Origin of the sequence: Dentiradicibacter hellwigii (assembly GCF_041770905.1) — a bacterium.
Taxonomy (GTDB): domain Bacteria; phylum Pseudomonadota; class Gammaproteobacteria; order Burkholderiales; family Rhodocyclaceae; genus Propionivibrio; species Propionivibrio hellwigii.
This window is the reverse complement of record NZ_JBEUWX010000002.1, coordinates 1,142,279-1,159,067: the sequence shown is the minus strand read 5'-3', so window position 1 is coordinate 1,159,067 and position 16,789 is coordinate 1,142,279. Positions and strand designations below refer to the sequence as shown.

The following is a 16,789-nucleotide window of genomic DNA, read 5'->3' as shown; positions in this document are numbered from 1 at the left end:
TATTTTTCATTCCGCGCAAAAGAAAGCGCGACACTTGCGTGTCGCGCTTTTCGTCGGCAGTTGGGCCAATCCACCGCCCGAGCAGAAATTACCGATAAATCAAAAACGGGCAGTGGAAGGGTCGTGCGGCGGCTGTAGGCCTAGTTTCCTCCCGTTTCACCCATCTGACTGTGTTCGGACGGGCGGGCGTTGGTTTCCACCATGACCAGTGGTTCGTCGGAGATTTCGACCTTGGGCCGACGACGGCGTGGTCGCGGTTTCGCCGGCGCGGCCGTAACTTCGGGCTGCCATGCCTGGTGTTTCTCATGTTGGGTTTCCACCATCACCAGCCCGGCTTCGGACAGTGATCGTGACAGGTCGGTTACGGCGCTTGCCGGCAGCGGGTCGGCAACAATCGGGCCAGCCGTCGCCGGCGCAGGTTGTGGGGTTTCGCCCGATGGCGCAGTGGCCGGCGCCGATGGCGGCGGGGCGTCGTCGGGTTTGGTGTCGGGCGCCGAAACGATGGGTGCGGACGCGCTGTCAACGGCGGCCGTGGTGTCCGCGTCAAGCGAAGCTGTCGGCAAGGTTTCCGGTGGCGGAGTTTGCAAGGTTTCCGGCGCGATGATCGCGGCCTCGGTGGCAAAGAACACGGAAGTTTCTTCATCGTCTGGCTCGGCCGGAGATTCGCTGTCCCCCGGTTTTGTTGCCTGCGCTGCGCTCGCTGCCTCGGTGTCCAGCGTGCTGATCGTGGCGGCTGATACGGCGACAATCGCTGTCGTCGCCGTCGTTGCGCTGATGTTGGCTGCCGTCGTTTCTGACGCCATTTCCGGCACTGCGAGCGCAGGTGCTGGCGCGGCTGCGGAGACGTTTTCCGATGCGTTTTCCGGCGAATTTTCCGGTGCTTCCGGTACATTTCCCGCTGTATTTTCATGGCGGTCACGGCGTCCGCCGCGGCGACCACGGCGGCGTGGCGTAGTGCTGTTTTCTTCAGCGGTGTATTCGCCGGCACGTTCGCTGTTTTCGGCCTGGGCAGGCGGCGCTACGACGGTATCCGGCACATTGTTGCCGGCTTCCGGTACGGCCTGGCGCGCCTCGCGTTCTGCGCGCGATGAACTGCTGCGCTGACGGCGCGGCTCTTTCGGTGTTTCCCTCTGAGTATCCTTTTCTCGGCTTGCCCGCGTCTTCTCGCTGCCGTTATTGGCGCTGTGGCCGTTTTCGCTATTTTCGTTGCGTGCTTTACTCTCGCGTGCTTCGCGGCTGGGTCGGGTGTCGCGTTCCTCGTCCCGCCGGGTGTTGCGTCCGCTGCGGCGATTTTCCCGATTCTCGCGGCTTTCGCGCGATGTCTCGCGGCGGCTGCCTGCGCGCGGTTTCGGTTCGTGTTTTTCGGGCACTTCAGCCGGCGTGCCGCGGAGCCAGGAAATGATTTTGGCGAACAGACCGACGCTGGCGGCTGGGGGTTCGCTGGATTTTTTCGGCACGATGGGCGCAGGCTGAGCCGGAGTGATGCCTTTGATGGCCGCTTCCTGGCGGCGCGGCGCGCGCGTTTCTTTGCTCGCGGGCATTTGCTTGCCGTGTTCTTCCGCCGGCTCTTCCACCATTTTGTACGACGGCTGGCTGGTTTCTTCCTGGTTGAGATCGTCGTGACGCATGCGGGTGATCATGTGCTGCGGCGTCTCGAGGTGGATGTTGGGAATCAGCATGAGGCTGACTTTATGCCGCATTTCGATGGAGTAGATGTCGTGGCGCTTTTCGTTGAGTAGGAAAGTTGCAACATCGACCGGCACCTGCGTATATACGGCGGCGGTGTTGTCTTTCATCGCCTCTTCTTCAAGAATGCGCAGGATGTGCAGCGCTGCCGATTCCGTGCTCCGGGTGTGGCCGGTGCCGGAACAGCGCGGGCAGGGGATGTAGCTGGTTTCCGCCAGGGCCGGGCGCAGGCGCTGGCGTGACAGTTCCATGAGGCCGAAGCGGCTGATCTTGCCGATCTGTACGCGCGCCCGGTCGAAGTGCAGGGCGTCACGCAGGCGGTTTTCAACCTCGCGCTGGTTGCGCGAGCTTTCCATGTCGATGAAATCGACGACGATCAGGCCGCCTAAGTCGCGCAGGCGCAACTGGCGGGCGACTTCCTCGGCCGCTTCCAGGTTGGTTTTGAAGGCGGTTTCTTCGATATCGGCGCCGCGTGTCGAGCGCCCGGAGTTGACGTCGACCGAGACTAGCGCCTCGGTGTGGTCGATGACGATGGCGCCGCCGGAAGGCAGATTGACCTGCCGCGAGTAGGCCGATTCGATCTGGTGCTCAATCTGAAAGCGCGAAAAGAGCGGTACATCGTCGCTGTAGCGCTTGATCCGGTCGATATTGGCCGGCATCACGGTGGACATGAAGTGCTGCGCCTGCTCGAAGATGTCGTCCGTGTCGATGAGGATTTCGCCGATGTCGGGCTGGAAATAGTCGCGGAGGGCGCGGATTACGAGGTTGCCCTCAGGGTAGATGAGAAAGGCGCCGCTGTTGGCGTCGGCCGCGTTCTCGATGGCTTTCCAGAGTTGCAGCAGGTAATTGAGATCCCACTGCAATTCTTCCAGGCCGCGGCCAATTGCCGCCGTGCGGGCGATTAGGCTCATGCCCTGCGGTACTTCCAGCTGATCCATGATTTCGCGCAGCTCGGCACGCTCGTCACCCTCGACGCGGCGCGAAACGCCGCCGCCGCGCGGGTTGTTGGGCATCAGCACGAGATAGCGGCCGGCCAGGCTGATGAACGTCGTCATCGCCGCGCCCTTGTTGCCGCGTTCGTCCTTATCGACCTGGACGATCAGTTCCTGCCCTTCGCGTAAGGCTTCTTTAATCGACGCCCGGCCAGCTTCGGCGCCCGGCTGAAAGTAACTACGCGAGATTTCTTTAAAGGGGAGAAAACCGTGCCGTTCGCTGTCGTAATCGACGAAGGCAGCTTCCAGGCTCGGTTCGATGCGGGTGATGACCGCTTTGTAAATATTGCTTTTTTTCTGTTCCCGGGTGGACGATTCAATGTCGAGGTCAATCAGTTTTTGACCATCGACAATGGCGACACGGAGTTCCTCGGCCTGTGTCGCATTGAACAGCATGCGTTTCATTCTTGTGCTCCCGTGCGCGATGCATGCACGAAGGGAGCGCCTGTTGCAGGCGGTAACGAATCAGTGGAATGGCGGATGCTTCATATATGTTGATGCCGGTGCCGGGTGAGTGAATCGCTGAATCGAGTTTCCGTCGTTTTTCATTATTTCCCGGGATCTCCGGGATCTGTGAAATCTGCCTGAGGCGTTCCGAACGTGTCAAACGCGCATAAATCAAGTAGTATCGCTACTTTTGGTGAGCGTACTTAACCAGGTGACCTGCCTTGCACCGATCTTGCGCAAATTGGCGCAAGTGAAACCGCCGATGCCTGCCGGGAAGTGCGCCGCAACAGTCATTGCAGGAAATGCAAAAAACCAGCGTCGCGCAACGGTCTTACGGGTCGGCGCCTCTTTCGGTACGAGACGCAAATCGCGGGGGGCAGTATATTCAAAATGGTCGGAATTGGCAAAGAAAACGTCTCTCGCCCCGTTCCTTTGAACTCCTTGCCGGCTGCGCCGGTTTCACCGCTTTCTCCGGACTTTTTTCAGGTTTCCCAGACGCTGGTCGGTGAAGACGCGCATGGTCAGCGCCTCGATAATTTTCTGTTCAGGATCGCCCACGGTGTTCCCAAAAGCCATATTTACCGGATCGTGCGGAGTGGACAGGTGCGCGTTAATGGGCGGCGCGCCCATAACGCCTACCGCCTGCAAACCGGCGATGTGCTGAGAATTCCGCCTTTGCGCATTGCACGGCGCGAGGAAGCGTGTGCGGATGAAATCATGGCCGGCGCGCAGCTCAAGGCGGATCTGCCCATCCTTTACGAAGATGCCGCCTTGCTGGTGATCAATAAACCGGCGGGACTGGCTGTGCACGGCGGCAGTGGCGTTAGCTTCGGGGTGATCGAGGCGCTGCGCCGGCAGCGGCCGCAGGCAAAGTTTCTGGAACTTGCGCATCGGCTCGACCGCGAGACTTCGGGCATTCTGCTGGTCGGTAAAAAACGCTCGGCGCTGACCGTATTGCACGATATGTTCCGGGAAAGCTCTTCCGGACATGGCGAACGTCGTGTCGACAAGCGTTATTTCGTGCTCGTTGCGGGGCGTTGGCAGGAGCCGCTGCGCCATGTTCGCCTGCCGTTATTCAAGTTCTTGCTCGAATCGGGCGAACGCCGCGTGCGTGTCGATGCTTTGGGCAAGCCGGCGCACACGGTATTTCGCCTGCTGGCGCGCTGGGAAAATTTCAGCCTGCTGGAAGCGGAGTTGCGCTCGGGACGAACGCATCAGATTCGTGTGCATTGCGCCGCGATGGGACACCCGATTGCCGGTGATGAAAAATATGGTGATTTTGCGCTGAATCGTGCGCTTGTCCAGAAGGGCCTGAAACGTATGTTCCTGCATGCCTGGAAGATGCGCTTGCCCCATCCGGTCAGCGGTGAGGCGCTGTCCTTGGAAGCGCCGCTTCCTGTAGCACTCACTGGCTTTTTAAAGGAAATTTCCTGTAGGGAGAAGCAGGATTATGGGCAAGCGCTTTGATTTGCTGGTGTTTGATTGGGATGGCACGCTGCACGATTCGATCGGCGCCATCATCTTCGCTATGCGCGCCGCTTGCCGCGACCTCGGCTTGCCTGAGCCTGCGGATGCGCAGGCCCGGCAGGTTATCGGACTGGGGCTCGCCGATGCCTTGCGCCATGCCGCGCCTACCCTCGACCCGCGGCGCTATCCGGAAATGGCCGATTGCTACCGCCGGCATTATCTTGCCGGCGATGGCGAGCTTTGTCTGTTCGACGGTGTGATGCCATTGCTTAGGGATTTATGCACGCGGGGCTTTACGCTCGCCGTAGCGACGGGGAAAAGCCGGCGCGGCCTGGATCGCGCCTTGGCCGCCAGCGGGGCGGAACGCTTTTTTGCCGCTTCGCGCTGCGCCGACGAATGCTTTTCCAAACCCCATCCCCAAATGCTGTATGAGCTGATGGAGGCGTTCGACGTTCCGCCCGAACGCACTTTGATGATCGGCGATACCACACACGATCTGCACATGGCAGCCAATGCCAGTGTTGAGAGCCTGGCCGTGAGCTATGGTGCGCATTCCAGCGCACAACTGCGAGAAATACGGTCGCTGACGCAGGTATCCAGCGTTGCGGAATTGTCAGACTGGTTGCTGGCGAACGCCTGATGCTTCAGGTTTTGCTTTATGGATGAAGCATGCGGGAGATATACTCCTTAACAACATAAAAACGGAAACAGTCATCGACAGCGGCGGCCGTGCAGTATTGCTTTATTCTGCGGTGTAACGGTGTAACGTTGAGTTTGTCGGTCGTTCGCCGATCCCTGCCATTCTCACCAGTACCCGATCGACGCATTCCCGTCGAATGCACTGATTTTTATTGACCCTTTCTTAAATCCAATCTGAGTTTTACCGTGGATACACCGAACACCAATCAGCCACAATGGGAGCGAAAGCTGCTCGAACGGCTTGCCGTGGCCTCTCTCAAGGAGCAGCGGGCCAAGCGGCGCTGGGGCATTTTCTTCAAATTTGCCATGCTGGCTTATTTTGTTATTGCCATGATCGTTTGGATTGACTGGGGACGCAGCGATACATCGAGCGATGGCAAGCATACGGCGCTCATCAATCTGAACGGCGTCATTGAATCGACGGGCGACAACAGCGCAGATAAGGTCAATAATGCCTTGCAGGCAGCCTTTAAAGACAAAAATACTTCGGGCGTTATCCTGCGTATCAACAGCCCTGGCGGCAGTCCGGTACAGTCCGGCATCATTTACGACGAAATTCGTCGCCTGCGCACCAAATATCCGAAAATCCCGCTATATGCGGTTGTCGAGGATGTCTGCGCTTCGGGCGGTTATTATGCCGCGTCAGCGGCCGACAAGATTTTCGTCGACAAGGCCAGCGTCATCGGCTCGATTGGCGTGCGCATGGATGGTTTCGGATTTACCGGCGTGATGGAAAAAGTCGGTGTCGAACGTCGTCTGATGACCGCGGGCAACAACAAGGGTTTTCTCGACCCGTTTTCGCCGCAGGATGAAAAACAGAAGGCGCATGCCGAAGCTTTGCTAGGCGAAGTCCACAAGCAGTTCATCGACGCCGTGCGCCAGGGGCGCGGCCAGCGTCTGAAAGAAACGCCAGAAATCTTTAGCGGACTGATCTGGACGGGAGCACAAGGTATCCAGATGGGGTTGGCCGACGACTTCGGCACCGTGGATTCGGTCGCACGCGACATTATCAAGGCGGAAAACGTACTCGATTACTCGCTCAAAGAAAATATTGCCGAACGTTTTGCCAAGCGGTTGGGCGCAGAGGCCGGAAATGGCTTCGCCGCGCGGTTGTTTGGCGGTGACGCAGCGGCGTTGCACTGAGAGGGTTTCGCTTCACAGCGGATAAACAAAACAAAAATAGCAATGCGGTGCGTCATTTGGGCATCGCCCTGCGGATTCTTGCAGTTACCCCATGCCCTCACATTTTTAGGTGTAATGGACAAAACGGATGTTTTTAAGACGTCCTCTTGGCAAAAAAGAATTGAAAAACGCAGTCCGGAGATGCCCAAATCCACGCGAGTTAGCGGGTAGCGATTCAGCAACGCCCAAATCAGAAAAGCGTCCATAGGAAAGCAAGCACGGCATGTGCCGTTTCAAACAGGGCAGCGCTGGAACCCGCGCCAATCGGGCGTTTGCGGGCAGGCACCCCGGAAACCCTTATTCCACACGGGCTCTGGACCTGCTCCCCGTCGCGGCAGTCATCTGCCTGTATTGCGCATTAAGCGCGTTGGCGTCTGCGCGCGGCGGGTTGAACGGCACACACTTTTAACTCTGGGTAAGAGATACCAGCGTGGCGTCCGAACGTCCGCAGTAGCTGTTCGTCCGCAACGGCTGCCCGGAAGCCCGCGTCTTTTGGGCGTTTCAGACAGGGCAGCGCTGGAACCCGCGCCAATCGGGTGTTTGCGGGCAGGCACCCCGGAAACCCTTATTCTGCGCAGGTTTCGAGCTTAGGCTTTTTCATTTATTCAACTATAGCGCTGCAAAAGGGTGTTGATGCTGGGATTTGGCTTTTGCCCGCCGCTGAGACACTGACCGCAACGGTTGTAGTTGTAGCGCTGAGCGCCGTTACGGCGTCCGTTTTTCTTGGCCGTTTGGGGTCGCAAAAAAGCATTTTTTGTGTGCAAAGGTTTTGATCTCTTGTAAAGCCTTGCCGCGTAAAGGCTATAGCGATTTTTAACACCTATTTTTTGTCCATTACGCCGAAATTGAAGCGCTTTATATTTGAGTGCATCAATGACACGCTAAACTGTTCCTGGCTGCTAAAACCAGCATGATATTTATGGTGAGGGGTTGCCGACCAGATCGGCCTTTATGGCAATGTTGTTGAAGAGCATTGGGCTGTCGAGAGTGCCTGTTATGTTGGAATCGTTGCCTGAATTCTTGATTCTCGGTTGTTTTGTACCGTTCGCGTAATTGTAATGGGCGGTCAGGGTAACTGACACTACATTCATGAAAAATCTGGAAGCTGTGCTGTTGTTGCTAGTGAAGCCCACACAATCTGCGCCATGCTTAAAAAGCTTTTTATACCGAAGCCTATAGGGCGTATAAAAACTAAAACGTCCTTGCTACAAAGCAGTTAGCATTTTCCGGGTTATGGTTTGACATAAAAAGCGCATAAAAAAGCCGATGGCAGGTGCCATCGGCTTTTGCTTTCCAAGAATTGTGACGTCTGTTTTTCTGTGGCCTAGATTAGAAGCCCAGCAGGCCGAAGAAGACGTAGCAGACAATAGCGCCGACGATAGACATCGACAGCCCCCACATCAGCAGTCTCTTGAACAGTACACCTTTGTCCTCGTGGTCTCCTGCGCAGGCGATGCAGAGAGCGCCCAGCGTGGAGAGCGGCGAGGTATCGACCAGGTGCGAACCGACGTTGATTGACGAGATCAGCGCGACCGGGTCGCCGCCGCCGATTTCCTTGATCAGACCCGGCACCATCGGCAAGAACATCGGCACGACGACGCCAGACGAGCTGGAGTAGGCCGAAATAACACCGGTGATGAGCGCCAGCGTACCGTTGGCCGAAGTCGGGTTGGAGATGGTGCCGATGATCTTGACCAGTGCGTTGAGACCGCCGGATTTATCCATGACTTCGATCAGCACGGTCATACCGCAGACCATCATGATCACGCCCCAAGGCACGACTTTAACGGCAGCTTTGCTGTCACCTGCGCCGGTCAGCATCAGAACGCAAGAGAGAATGAAAGCGATGGTACCGACGTTGGCGACCATATTCTTCAGCCACAGATTGCTGGCAAAGAAGGGCTTCATGAACGGCAGCCCGGGCAGAATAACCATAATGATCAGTATGCCGACCATCGACAAGGTCTGGATCTGGGCGCCGTTGAACGGCTCGGGTTTCGGCGCCAGTTCATCAATATCCAGCTTGCCGCCTTTTTGCTTCGAAATCCAGGCCCAGCCGCCCAGAAGGAAGAAGCCGCCGATGTTGGCAAAGGCTTGCGCGAGCGTGGAGTTGAAATGCACCTTCCAGGCCAGGCCGTTCAGTGCGTCAGCGGTGATGCCCAGTTCCGGCGCCATTCTGGCGATGAGGCCGTTGGAGATGATCCCGGTCGGGGCAAATGGCGAGAAAGCCGCGCCGTTGGCCGCGCCGACGACGATCAGCGTCATCAGGAAAGCAGACAGGCCGATACGCGTGGCGATCGCCATGGCGACGGGCGCCATCAACGCCGTCCCGGCGATGTTGCCCGGGCCGATGGTGGTGATGATCGTCGTCAGAATATAGACGATCAGCGGCATCAGCGCGACGTTGCCGCCGCTGGCGCGTACGGCGTAGGCAGTGAGCTTTTCCATCGTCCCGTTAGTCTGCGCCATGCCGAACATGAAGGTCACGCCGACAAGGATCATGAACAGGCTGGTCGGGAAGTAGGTCAAGACTTTTGAACCGGCAGTATTGCCCCAGACACCGGCGACGATGATGGCGAAGCCGATGGCCAGGAAGCCGACGTTCAGGTCCTCGTTAACGCAGCTGATCGCAACAACGACGACCAGTGCGGCGATGGACATGATGGCAACTAATGAAATACCTTCCACATGCACCTCCTCATATCAATATAAAAATTGAAAACCGCGCAAGGGCGCACCGCCGGATATTCAGTTTGGCGCTCTGGATGGTGGAGCCAGGCAGGGCGTCGGTCAGTCCATTCTGCTTAGCGCATTACGCGACATTAAATGCAAGGCGGAATATACGCCCTTTCAGGTGCCAAGCAATTTCGGTATTCCACATACCCGCTAACCGCTTCCGGTGGTAAAAACAAGGCCACAACACTGCGTGCATCGCATGGGGCGTGGTAGATGCGCGCTGCGTTTGCCCTGCGTTGAGTGCGTCTCTCCATGTTGCACCGGAATGCCTGGGGCGGGTAGACTGAATACTGCTGTTTGCAACGACGACTGTTTTCCATAGAGCATGCTCGAAAACGTAGGGGGGTATATGAAAAAGTTCCTGATTCCCGTCGATGGTTCGGAATGTGCGTTGAGAGCCGTGTCGCTGGCAGCGCAGACCCGCCTGGATTATGCCGATCCGGACAGCGCGGAGATTCATCTGCTCAACGTTCAGCCGCCGATCAGTCATAGCGTGAAACGTTTTTTCAACCATGACGAGATTGCCAACTTTCTGCGTGAGGAAAGTGAACACGCCCTGGCGCCTGCGCGTGCGTTGCTCGATGCTGCCGGCGCGCGCTATACCTGTCATGCCGAATTCGGCAATGTGGCCGAAACGATTATCCATTTTGCCGAAACGCTGGGTTGCGACCAGATCATCATGGGGACGAACGGACGCGGTGCGTTGGGGCGACTGATCGGTTCAGCGACGATGAAGGTGCTGCATCTGTCCTCGGTGCCCATCCTGCTCGTTAAATAATGGCAATGTGATGGCAATGGACGAAAGGAAGGGCATGAAGGGCAGGGCAGGTGCATGCGGCAAAAGAATAAAGCGCAGAATCGCCGGCAGGCGCCTTGAGGAGGGGTGCACGCCATAAGCCGCGTTGCAGACAACACCGCCGTAAGAGTGAAAAAATCAAGAGACAAGGAGCCTTCATGCACACCATGTTCGACAAAGAATCACACGGCAAGACAATCGACGCGCTGACGGCCGAATTTGAGACGGACAGCGAGCGCGGCCTCAGTGCGGCGGAAGCGCGGCGACGGCTGGACAGCGGTGGCTACAACGAGTTGAAAGATCGCCCGCGCCCGGGCTTTATGGCATTGCTCTGGGATCAGTTCAACAATTTTCTCATCATCATCCTGATCGTGGCGGCGCTGATTTCTCTGGCGCTGGGCGAATATGTCGATTCGGCCGCGATCGTCCTGATCGTCATCCTCAACGCTGTGATCGGCGTGGTGCAGGAATCCAAGGCGGAGCAGGCGCTTGAGGCGCTACAGAAAATGTCCGCGCCCAATGCCTCCGTAATTCGTGACGGCGTGCTGGTATCCATCCCCGGCCGGGAAGTTGCACCGGGCGACATCGTCATGCTGGAAGCCGGCAATTTCGTGCCTGCCGATCTGCGCCTGATCGAAAGCGTCAACCTGAAAATCGAGGAAGCTTCGCTGACCGGCGAATCGGTGCCGGTAGAGAAGGATGCCTCGGCACTGCTGGACCCGGCCGCACCGCTGGGCGACCGGACCAATTCGGCCTTTATGGGCACCATGATCAGTTACGGCCGGGGCAAGGGGCTGGCCATCGGCACCGGCATGAATACCCAGATGGGCATGATTGCCGAGATGCTGCAATCGTTTGAAAACGAGCAGACGCCCTTGCAAAAGAAGCTGGAACACCTGGGCAAGGTACTCGGTTCCGTCTGCCTGATTATCTGCGCCTTGGTGTTCATTTATGGTTTGTTCCGCGACACGCATCTGGCCCAAGCCATCGGCGGCGATTTCATGGCCTATCTGCGCGCCGAGGAAAAGGACATCATCAATTTGTTCATGACCGCCGTCAGCTTGGCGATTGCGGCCGTGCCGGAAGGTCTGCCGGCGATCGTCACCGTTTGCCTGGCGCTCGGCATGCAGCAGATGATCAGAAACAACGCGCTGATCCGTAAGCTGCCCGCCGTAGAGACGTTGGGCTGCGCCACCGTCATCTGCTCGGACAAGACCGGCACCTTGACGCAGAATGAGATGACTGTCCTGCAAGGTGTTGCCGGAGACTGTCAATTCAAGGTCAGCGGTGAAGGCTACGTACCGCAGGGCGAGTTTTTTACAGGCGCGTCGGCCAACGATTTTGCCGACGCACAACGTTTCCAGCCGCAGGAATATCCCGACGTTTCCCTGCTGTTGCGGGGCGCATTGTTGTGTAACGATGCGACGCTGAAAGAGGAGCCTCAGGACGGTGGCGCGTCCGTCTGGCGCATTACCGGCGACCCGACCGAGGCCGCGCTGGTCGTGGCTGCTGCCAAGACAGGGCTTTGGCGCGATGCGCTCAATGAACAGCTGCCGCGCGTACAGGAAATCCCCTTCGATTCCGACCGCAAACGGATGACGACCATTCACCGCGTTGATGGCGCGCCGGACATCGTCGCGGCAGTCGGCAGCGCTGTCACCGCTTTTGTCAAAGGCGCGCCCGATGTCATTCTCGACCTGTGCACGCAGCGCCTCGAAGGCGGTAAAACCGTCCCGCTGACGGCGGAAGCGCGGGCGACAATTCTGGCGCAGAACCATGGTATGGCGACTTCGGCCCTGCGCGTGCTGGCGGTTGCCTGCCGGCCGCTGGATAGTGTGCCGGATGCGCCGGTGCCGGAAGCGGTGGAACGAGACCTGGTCTTCATCGGACTGCTCGGCATGATCGACCCGCCGCGCCAGGAAGTCGTCGAGGCGCTGAAAGTGGCGCATGGCGCCGGCCTCAAGTGCGTGATGGTGACGGGTGACTACAAGGACACGGCGGAAGCGATCGCGCGCGATATCGGTATGTTCAAGCCGGGCGGGCTGGTGCTCACCGGCAGCGAAATTGAAAATCTCAGCGATGCCGAACTGGCGAAATGCGCCGAACGCCTGCAAGTGTGCTGCCGCGTGTCGCCGCAGCACAAGACGCGTATTGTCGATGCGATGAAGGCCAACGATCATGTCGTGGCGATGACCGGCGACGGCGTCAATGACGCGCCGGCGCTCAAACGCGCCAATATCGGCGTCGCTATGGGCATCACCGGCACGGACGTTGCCAAGCAGACGGCCGACATGGTGCTGACCGACGACAATTTCGCCAGCATCATCGCCGCCATCCACCAGGGGCGGATCATCTACGCCAACATACGCAAGTTTGTCTACTTCTTGCTGGCCTGCAATGTCGGCGAAATTCTCATCATTTTCTCGGCGATGCTGTTTGGCCTGCCGATTCCGCTGCGCCCCGTGCAGCTGCTCTGGCTCAACCTGGTCAGCGATGGCGCGCCGGCGCTGGCGCTGGGCATGGAAAAGGGCGAGCCGGATATCATGACGCGGCCGCCGCGTTCGCCGGGCGAACCCGTCATCGACAAGATGATGGCGATCAGTATCGGCGTCATCGGCATTGTGGACGCCGTTGCCGTCCTGAGCGTATTTTTGCTGGCGCAGGCGCGTTATCCCGACCATCTGGCCGCTGCGCAGACCATGGCCTTCATTACGCTATGCACGTCTGAGTTGTTGCGCGCCTTTACCGCGCGCTCTGAAACGCACAGCGTTTTCTCGCTCGGGCTGATGAACAACCGCTGGATCGTATGGGCGGTCATCGTATCGTTCCTGCTGGTTTTGATGGTGGTCTATGTGCCGTTCCTGCAACCTGTCTTCGATACCGTACCGCTTGGCCTGAATGACTGGCTGCTGATGCTGCCGTTTTTCTTCATTTCTCCGCTGACGATGGAAGTTCTCAAGGTGTTCGCCCGCCGTAGTCGTTAGTGCGACAGTGTTGGCCGGCGCCCGGCGGGCAAGGCCGGACATTTCCGGGCGGGCGCTCTGAACCCCGCGTGGATAGGGTGTTTCCGGGCACCCCCTCGGAAACCCGCGTGGATAAAGGATCTCCGGGCGTCTGCCCGGAGATGCCCTGTTGATAAGGGTTTCAGAGCCCCCACATGCTGTAGGCGCGCGGCGCAAAATCCGCCATCGCCGCCCTGCCGACCGTATCCATTTTGCCCATGACGCGCCAAAACGCCTGTTTTGTCCGTTACGCCGAATCCGGATGTGTGGTAGAAGGTATCTGCGTGCATCGACCGGGGACAAGCCGGCCGGCACGGGCCCGCGTGAAGCGGCATCAGCGGGCGGGGCGGCGGGCTTGAAACTATAAAAACCGGCCGCATCTTCTTCTCCTGCCGGGCGGCTTCTCGTTCGGCGCCATCGGGCAGAAAGGAGTCACCATGGATATTGTCTATAACAGCGAAAACTATGCCATCGTCGCTTATCCGACGCGGCAGGCTTTCGAGCTGGTCGACAAACAGTCCAGCCGCAGCCTGTTCGTGCAAGGTTCGGTGGCCATGGGGCTGCGTTCGGCCATCGACAATATTCCCGACGCCGAGCGCAGCCAGGAGTCGATTGATGCGCTGCTCGATGATTTCTGCGCCGGTGCGGCGCGGCCGATTGTGATTCACTGAATGACGGAGCATCGCCGGCGGGCGCCTCCTCTGGAGCCCGCGTAAACAGGGCGTTTGCCGGCAGGCGCCTCTGAAACCCGCGTAGATAAAGGGCTAGCGGGCAGGGCGCTTGGAGATGCCCTGTTTATAAGGGCTTCAGGGCGTTCCCCCGGAAACCCGCGTGGATAAAGGAGCTCCGGACGGCTTCTAAAATCGCCGGCGTTTCTCCGCCGCTTGCGCGCATTGCGACAGCGTTTCGGCGCGGGTTGCAGCCCAGGCCAGCGCACATTCGCCGACCATCATCGCCGTGAGAACGCCCATGGGTATCCGCCACGAGCCGAACCCGTCATAGAGCATGCCCATGCCCAGCGGGCCGAAGATTGCGATTGTGTACCCCACTGACTGCGCCATGCCGGATAAGGCGGCCGCTTCCTGCGGCGAGTCGGTACGGAGGGCGAACAGCATCAATGAAACGGAAAATAGCGCCGACCCGCTGATGCCTACGCACGTCACCCACAGCCACATCGTCCCCAGGCCGCCCAGCCAGATGCCGCCGATGCCCGCAACCAGCATCAGCGCCATGCCCAACCCCAGTGCCTGCTTGTGGCGGCTGTGTGCAAAGAGGGCCGAAGCGCCCAGTACGCCGAGCAGCGATACGGCCTGGAACAGCGAGCCGTATGCACCCGCTTCCAGCGCACTCATGCCTTTTTCCGCCAGTACGGAGGGTAGGAAATTCGCCATGGCGTAAAACATGAGTGACTGCACGCCCATCATGGCGCTGATGCACCAGGCCGCAGGCGAAGCCCAGACATTCAGGCCGCCCGCCGCGTGGGGTGTCTGCGTGGGGTTTTGCCCATAGGCAGGCGATTCGGGGGGCGCCGGCGGCGTCTGCCGCTTCAGATACAGCCATACCGGCAGGGCAAGCAGGGCGGTCGTGATCCAGACGCCCAGCGACCAGCGCCAGTTTAGCCAGTGCGCCAACGGCACGGCGACGGCCGCGGCGACGGCCGCTGACAGCGACATGGTGAATGTCATGGCGCCGATAACCAGCCCGACGCGGTGAGGCAGGCTGCGCTTGGCCAGCGCCGGCAATAGCACATTACCCATGGCAATCGCCGCCGAGAGAATGACTGTCCCGGCCACGAGCAGTGCGGCGGAAGGACAGGCCGAACGCACGGCAATGCCGATCGCCAGTAGTATCGACGAGCCGATCAATACGTTTTCGATGCCCCAAAGGCGGGCGAGCCGTGCCGCCAGCGGAGAAAACAGGGCGAACGCCAGCATCGGCAAAGCGGTGACGAGGCCGACGAACGATCCTGAAACGCCCAAATCTTCCCGAATCATGCCAACGACCGGCCCCACCGCCACCAGCGGAGTACGCAGATTCAGAGCCAGAATCACCACCGCACCGATCAGAAGCGGCAACGAAATCGCCACCGCAGACGGAACAGGCGCCGAGCCTGTTTGTGCGGCATTTGGCGCGGGGGGAGCAACCGGCTCAGAAGCAGGGTCGGGGGGAGAAGGAGCGGTCATCGTAAGGGGCGGTCATCGTAAGGGGCGGTCATCGTAAGGGGCGGTCATCGTAAGGGGCGGTCATCGTAAGGGGCGGTCATCGTAAGGGGCGGTCATCGTAAGGGGCGGCAGCATGCTTCCGTCGAAAAATATCGGGCAATGTCTTGCCCGTAAATTTTGGGGCTATGGTTTGAAATTAGAAGGTGTGGCGGTCTGGGAATGATACGCACAGGCCGGGCTGGCCGGCACGCTGTTTTATGGCGGCTTTGATACTACCAGACTGCCCGTGCGGCCTGCGCTGAACGGGCATCCATTCCGCATCAGTGCCAGATGGCAGCCCTAAACCAGGGGGCCGCCCTAAACCAATGAAGCCGCCCTAACCGTCCGATGCAAAACAGCGATGACCCGCGCCAGCATGGGTTCTCGCGATCGGACTTTTCATGATTTCACACCCGAAATTGGATTTCCCATCCCGTTTTGGCGCCACCGAATGGTCGGGAAATGGTTTGCACCCGATTCCGGGCCGCATCTGCCGCGTAATTGCATCCAGCGGTAATTGATGCAATTAATTTGCGATTAATACCCATATTTGGTGTGGCATAAAACAGGATGTAATTTATCGCGTTGGCTTACCGTCGCTGCTTGACGGTGTGATGTTTCATGAATACAGTGCGAGTGAATCCTTATGTGTTTCTGTTTCAAGGAGACCATTTATGGCGAAGACGCTGGCACAGGGTATTGCAGAATTGAAACAGTATATCCAGACCTTGGAGCAAATGCTTGAACGGGCTTACGTCGGTATAGAAAGCTACCGTGATTTTACGCGGGAAATTTTTGTCACGCCGGAAGAGCGCGCGCAGGTAAATTACCGGCGCAGTCGGCACGAAGACCGGCACATTGAGGAACGCCTGCGTGACGGCCGCCTCAGTCATGACCCGCGCAAAGACCCGGAGTGGGCTAAGTATTACGTCCCGCCCCATCAAAAAGTAGCGGCCACCGCTCCGAATCCGAGGTAACAGGAGAACGCTTATGTTTGGCTTTCTTGGCATGTTTCTTAATCGCGCCGATGCGGAGGCGATTTCCAGCGAGCGGCATTACGCCATCATGGATGCCATCAATCAGCGGGCACGGGATATTGATGAGTACAATGCCTTGAGCAAAGAAGCCCGAAGACTGGAGCAAATGCTTGAACGGGCTTACGTCGGTATAGAAAGCTACCGTGATTTTACGCGGGAAATTTTTGTCACGCCGGAAGAGCGCGCACAGGTAAACTACCGGCGCAGTCGGCACGAAGACCGGCACATTGAGGAACGCCTACGTGACGGCCGCTTGAATCATGACCCGCGCAAAGACCCGAAGTGGGCTAAGTATTACGTCCCGCCACGGCCAGAGGATATGCCCGGACACGGGAAGTAGCGTCATGGCGCGGCGTGATACCGGCTTGCGCTCCTGAAATTATGGCGATCTTACGGTCACGGAAAGTTTGCCCCATGAGGATAGGTGGGCGCATCCGGCATGTTCCGCGAAGCCACGTAAGTTAAGCCGTAGGCGTAGGCGAAACGAAGCGCGCCCCAAAGCGCACCCCAAGACAACTTTTCTGATCACTCTGCCGGCACAGTG

General features: G+C 58.7%; 11 protein-coding genes. 8 read left to right on the top strand and 3 right to left on the bottom strand.

Annotated elements, in window-relative coordinates; translation table 11 throughout:
• Nucleotides 1–140 precede the first annotated feature (140 nt).
• Nucleotides 141–3,083: an Rne/Rng family ribonuclease gene (locus tag ABCS64_RS07610; protein WP_418891260.1), complete on the bottom strand. Its 2,943-nt coding sequence runs from the start codon at nt 3,081–3,083 to the stop codon at nt 141–143.
• Nucleotides 3,084–3,515: 432 nt separating this feature from the next.
• On the opposite strand from ABCS64_RS07610, the gene ABCS64_RS07605 reads away from it, so the two are divergent.
• The 3 genes from ABCS64_RS07605 (at nt 3,516) to ABCS64_RS07595 (ending at nt 6,434) form a co-directional block, all read left to right on the top strand.
• Nucleotides 3,516–4,592, top strand: coding sequence for an RluA family pseudouridine synthase (locus tag ABCS64_RS07605; RefSeq protein ID WP_418891259.1), 1,077 nt, complete (start codon nt 3,516–3,518; stop codon nt 4,590–4,592).
• On the top strand, nt 4,576–5,232 hold the full coding sequence (locus ABCS64_RS07600) for an HAD-IA family hydrolase (protein ID WP_418891258.1): 657 nt from the start codon (nt 4,576–4,578) through the stop codon (nt 5,230–5,232). The genes ABCS64_RS07605 and ABCS64_RS07600 overlap by 17 nt, the downstream gene beginning before the upstream one ends.
• A 245-nt stretch (nt 5,233–5,477) precedes the next feature.
• Nucleotides 5,478–6,434: a S49 family peptidase gene (locus ABCS64_RS07595; protein ID WP_418891257.1), complete on the top strand. Its 957-nt coding sequence runs from the start codon at nt 5,478–5,480 to the stop codon at nt 6,432–6,434.
• A 1,368-nt stretch (nt 6,435–7,802) separates the two neighbouring features.
• Here the strand turns inward: ABCS64_RS07595 and ABCS64_RS07590 are convergent.
• Nucleotides 7,803–9,161: an SLC13 family permease gene (locus ABCS64_RS07590; RefSeq protein WP_418891256.1), complete on the bottom strand. Its 1,359-nt coding sequence runs from the start codon at nt 9,159–9,161 to the stop codon at nt 7,803–7,805.
• A gap of 397 nt (nt 9,162–9,558) precedes the next feature.
• Here ABCS64_RS07590 and ABCS64_RS07585 point away from each other — a divergent pair, with 397 nt between their 5' ends.
• From ABCS64_RS07585 to ABCS64_RS07575, 3 genes are all read left to right on the top strand, one after another.
• Nucleotides 9,559–9,987: a universal stress protein gene (locus ABCS64_RS07585; RefSeq protein ID WP_418891255.1), complete on the top strand. Its 429-nt coding sequence runs from the start codon at nt 9,559–9,561 to the stop codon at nt 9,985–9,987.
• A 176-nt stretch (nt 9,988–10,163) separates the two neighbouring features.
• Nucleotides 10,164–12,989 (top strand): cation-translocating P-type ATPase, encoded by a 2,826-nt coding sequence (locus tag ABCS64_RS07580; protein ID WP_418891254.1) that lies wholly within the window; start codon nt 10,164–10,166, stop codon nt 12,987–12,989.
• 455 nt (nt 12,990–13,444) lie between these two features.
• Nucleotides 13,445–13,678, top strand: coding sequence for a DUF3567 family protein (locus ABCS64_RS07575; RefSeq protein ID WP_418891253.1), 234 nt, complete (start codon nt 13,445–13,447; stop codon nt 13,676–13,678).
• Between the two features lie 186 nt (nt 13,679–13,864).
• Here ABCS64_RS07575 and ABCS64_RS07570 read toward each other — a convergent pair whose 3' ends face one another.
• Nucleotides 13,865–15,082 (bottom strand): MFS transporter, encoded by a 1,218-nt coding sequence (locus ABCS64_RS07570; RefSeq protein WP_418891252.1) that lies wholly within the window; start codon nt 15,080–15,082, stop codon nt 13,865–13,867.
• An 800-nt stretch (nt 15,083–15,882) separates the two neighbouring features.
• On the opposite strand from ABCS64_RS07570, the gene ABCS64_RS07565 reads away from it, so the two are divergent.
• Both ABCS64_RS07565 and ABCS64_RS07560 read left to right on the top strand, forming a co-directional pair.
• Nucleotides 15,883–16,185 (top strand): hypothetical protein, encoded by a 303-nt coding sequence (locus tag ABCS64_RS07565; protein ID WP_418891251.1) that lies wholly within the window; start codon nt 15,883–15,885, stop codon nt 16,183–16,185.
• Nucleotides 16,186–16,198: 13 nt separating this feature from the next.
• Entirely contained in the window at nt 16,199–16,585 is a 387-nt protein-coding gene (locus ABCS64_RS07560; RefSeq protein WP_418891250.1) for a hypothetical protein, read from the top strand.
• Nucleotides 16,586–16,789: the final 204 nt, after the last annotated feature.

Coding starts and splice junctions, on each gene's coding strand:
- ABCS64_RS07605 (WP_418891259.1), top strand. CDS start 3,516: ATGGTCGGAATTGGCAAAGAAAACGTCTCTCGCCCCGTTCCTTTGAAC.
- ABCS64_RS07585 (WP_418891255.1), top strand. CDS start 9,559: ATGAAAAAGTTCCTGATTCCCGTCGATGGTTCGGAATGTGCGTTGAGA.
- ABCS64_RS07580 (WP_418891254.1), top strand. CDS start 10,164: ATGCACACCATGTTCGACAAAGAATCACACGGCAAGACAATCGACGCG.
- ABCS64_RS07565 (WP_418891251.1), top strand. CDS start 15,883: ATGGCGAAGACGCTGGCACAGGGTATTGCAGAATTGAAACAGTATATC.
- ABCS64_RS07600 (WP_418891258.1), top strand. CDS start 4,576: ATGGGCAAGCGCTTTGATTTGCTGGTGTTTGATTGGGATGGCACGCTG.
- ABCS64_RS07610 (WP_418891260.1), bottom strand. CDS start 3,083: ATGAAACGCATGCTGTTCAATGCGACACAGGCCGAGGAACTCCGTGTC.
- ABCS64_RS07575 (WP_418891253.1), top strand. CDS start 13,445: ATGGATATTGTCTATAACAGCGAAAACTATGCCATCGTCGCTTATCCG.
- ABCS64_RS07560 (WP_418891250.1), top strand. CDS start 16,199: ATGTTTGGCTTTCTTGGCATGTTTCTTAATCGCGCCGATGCGGAGGCG.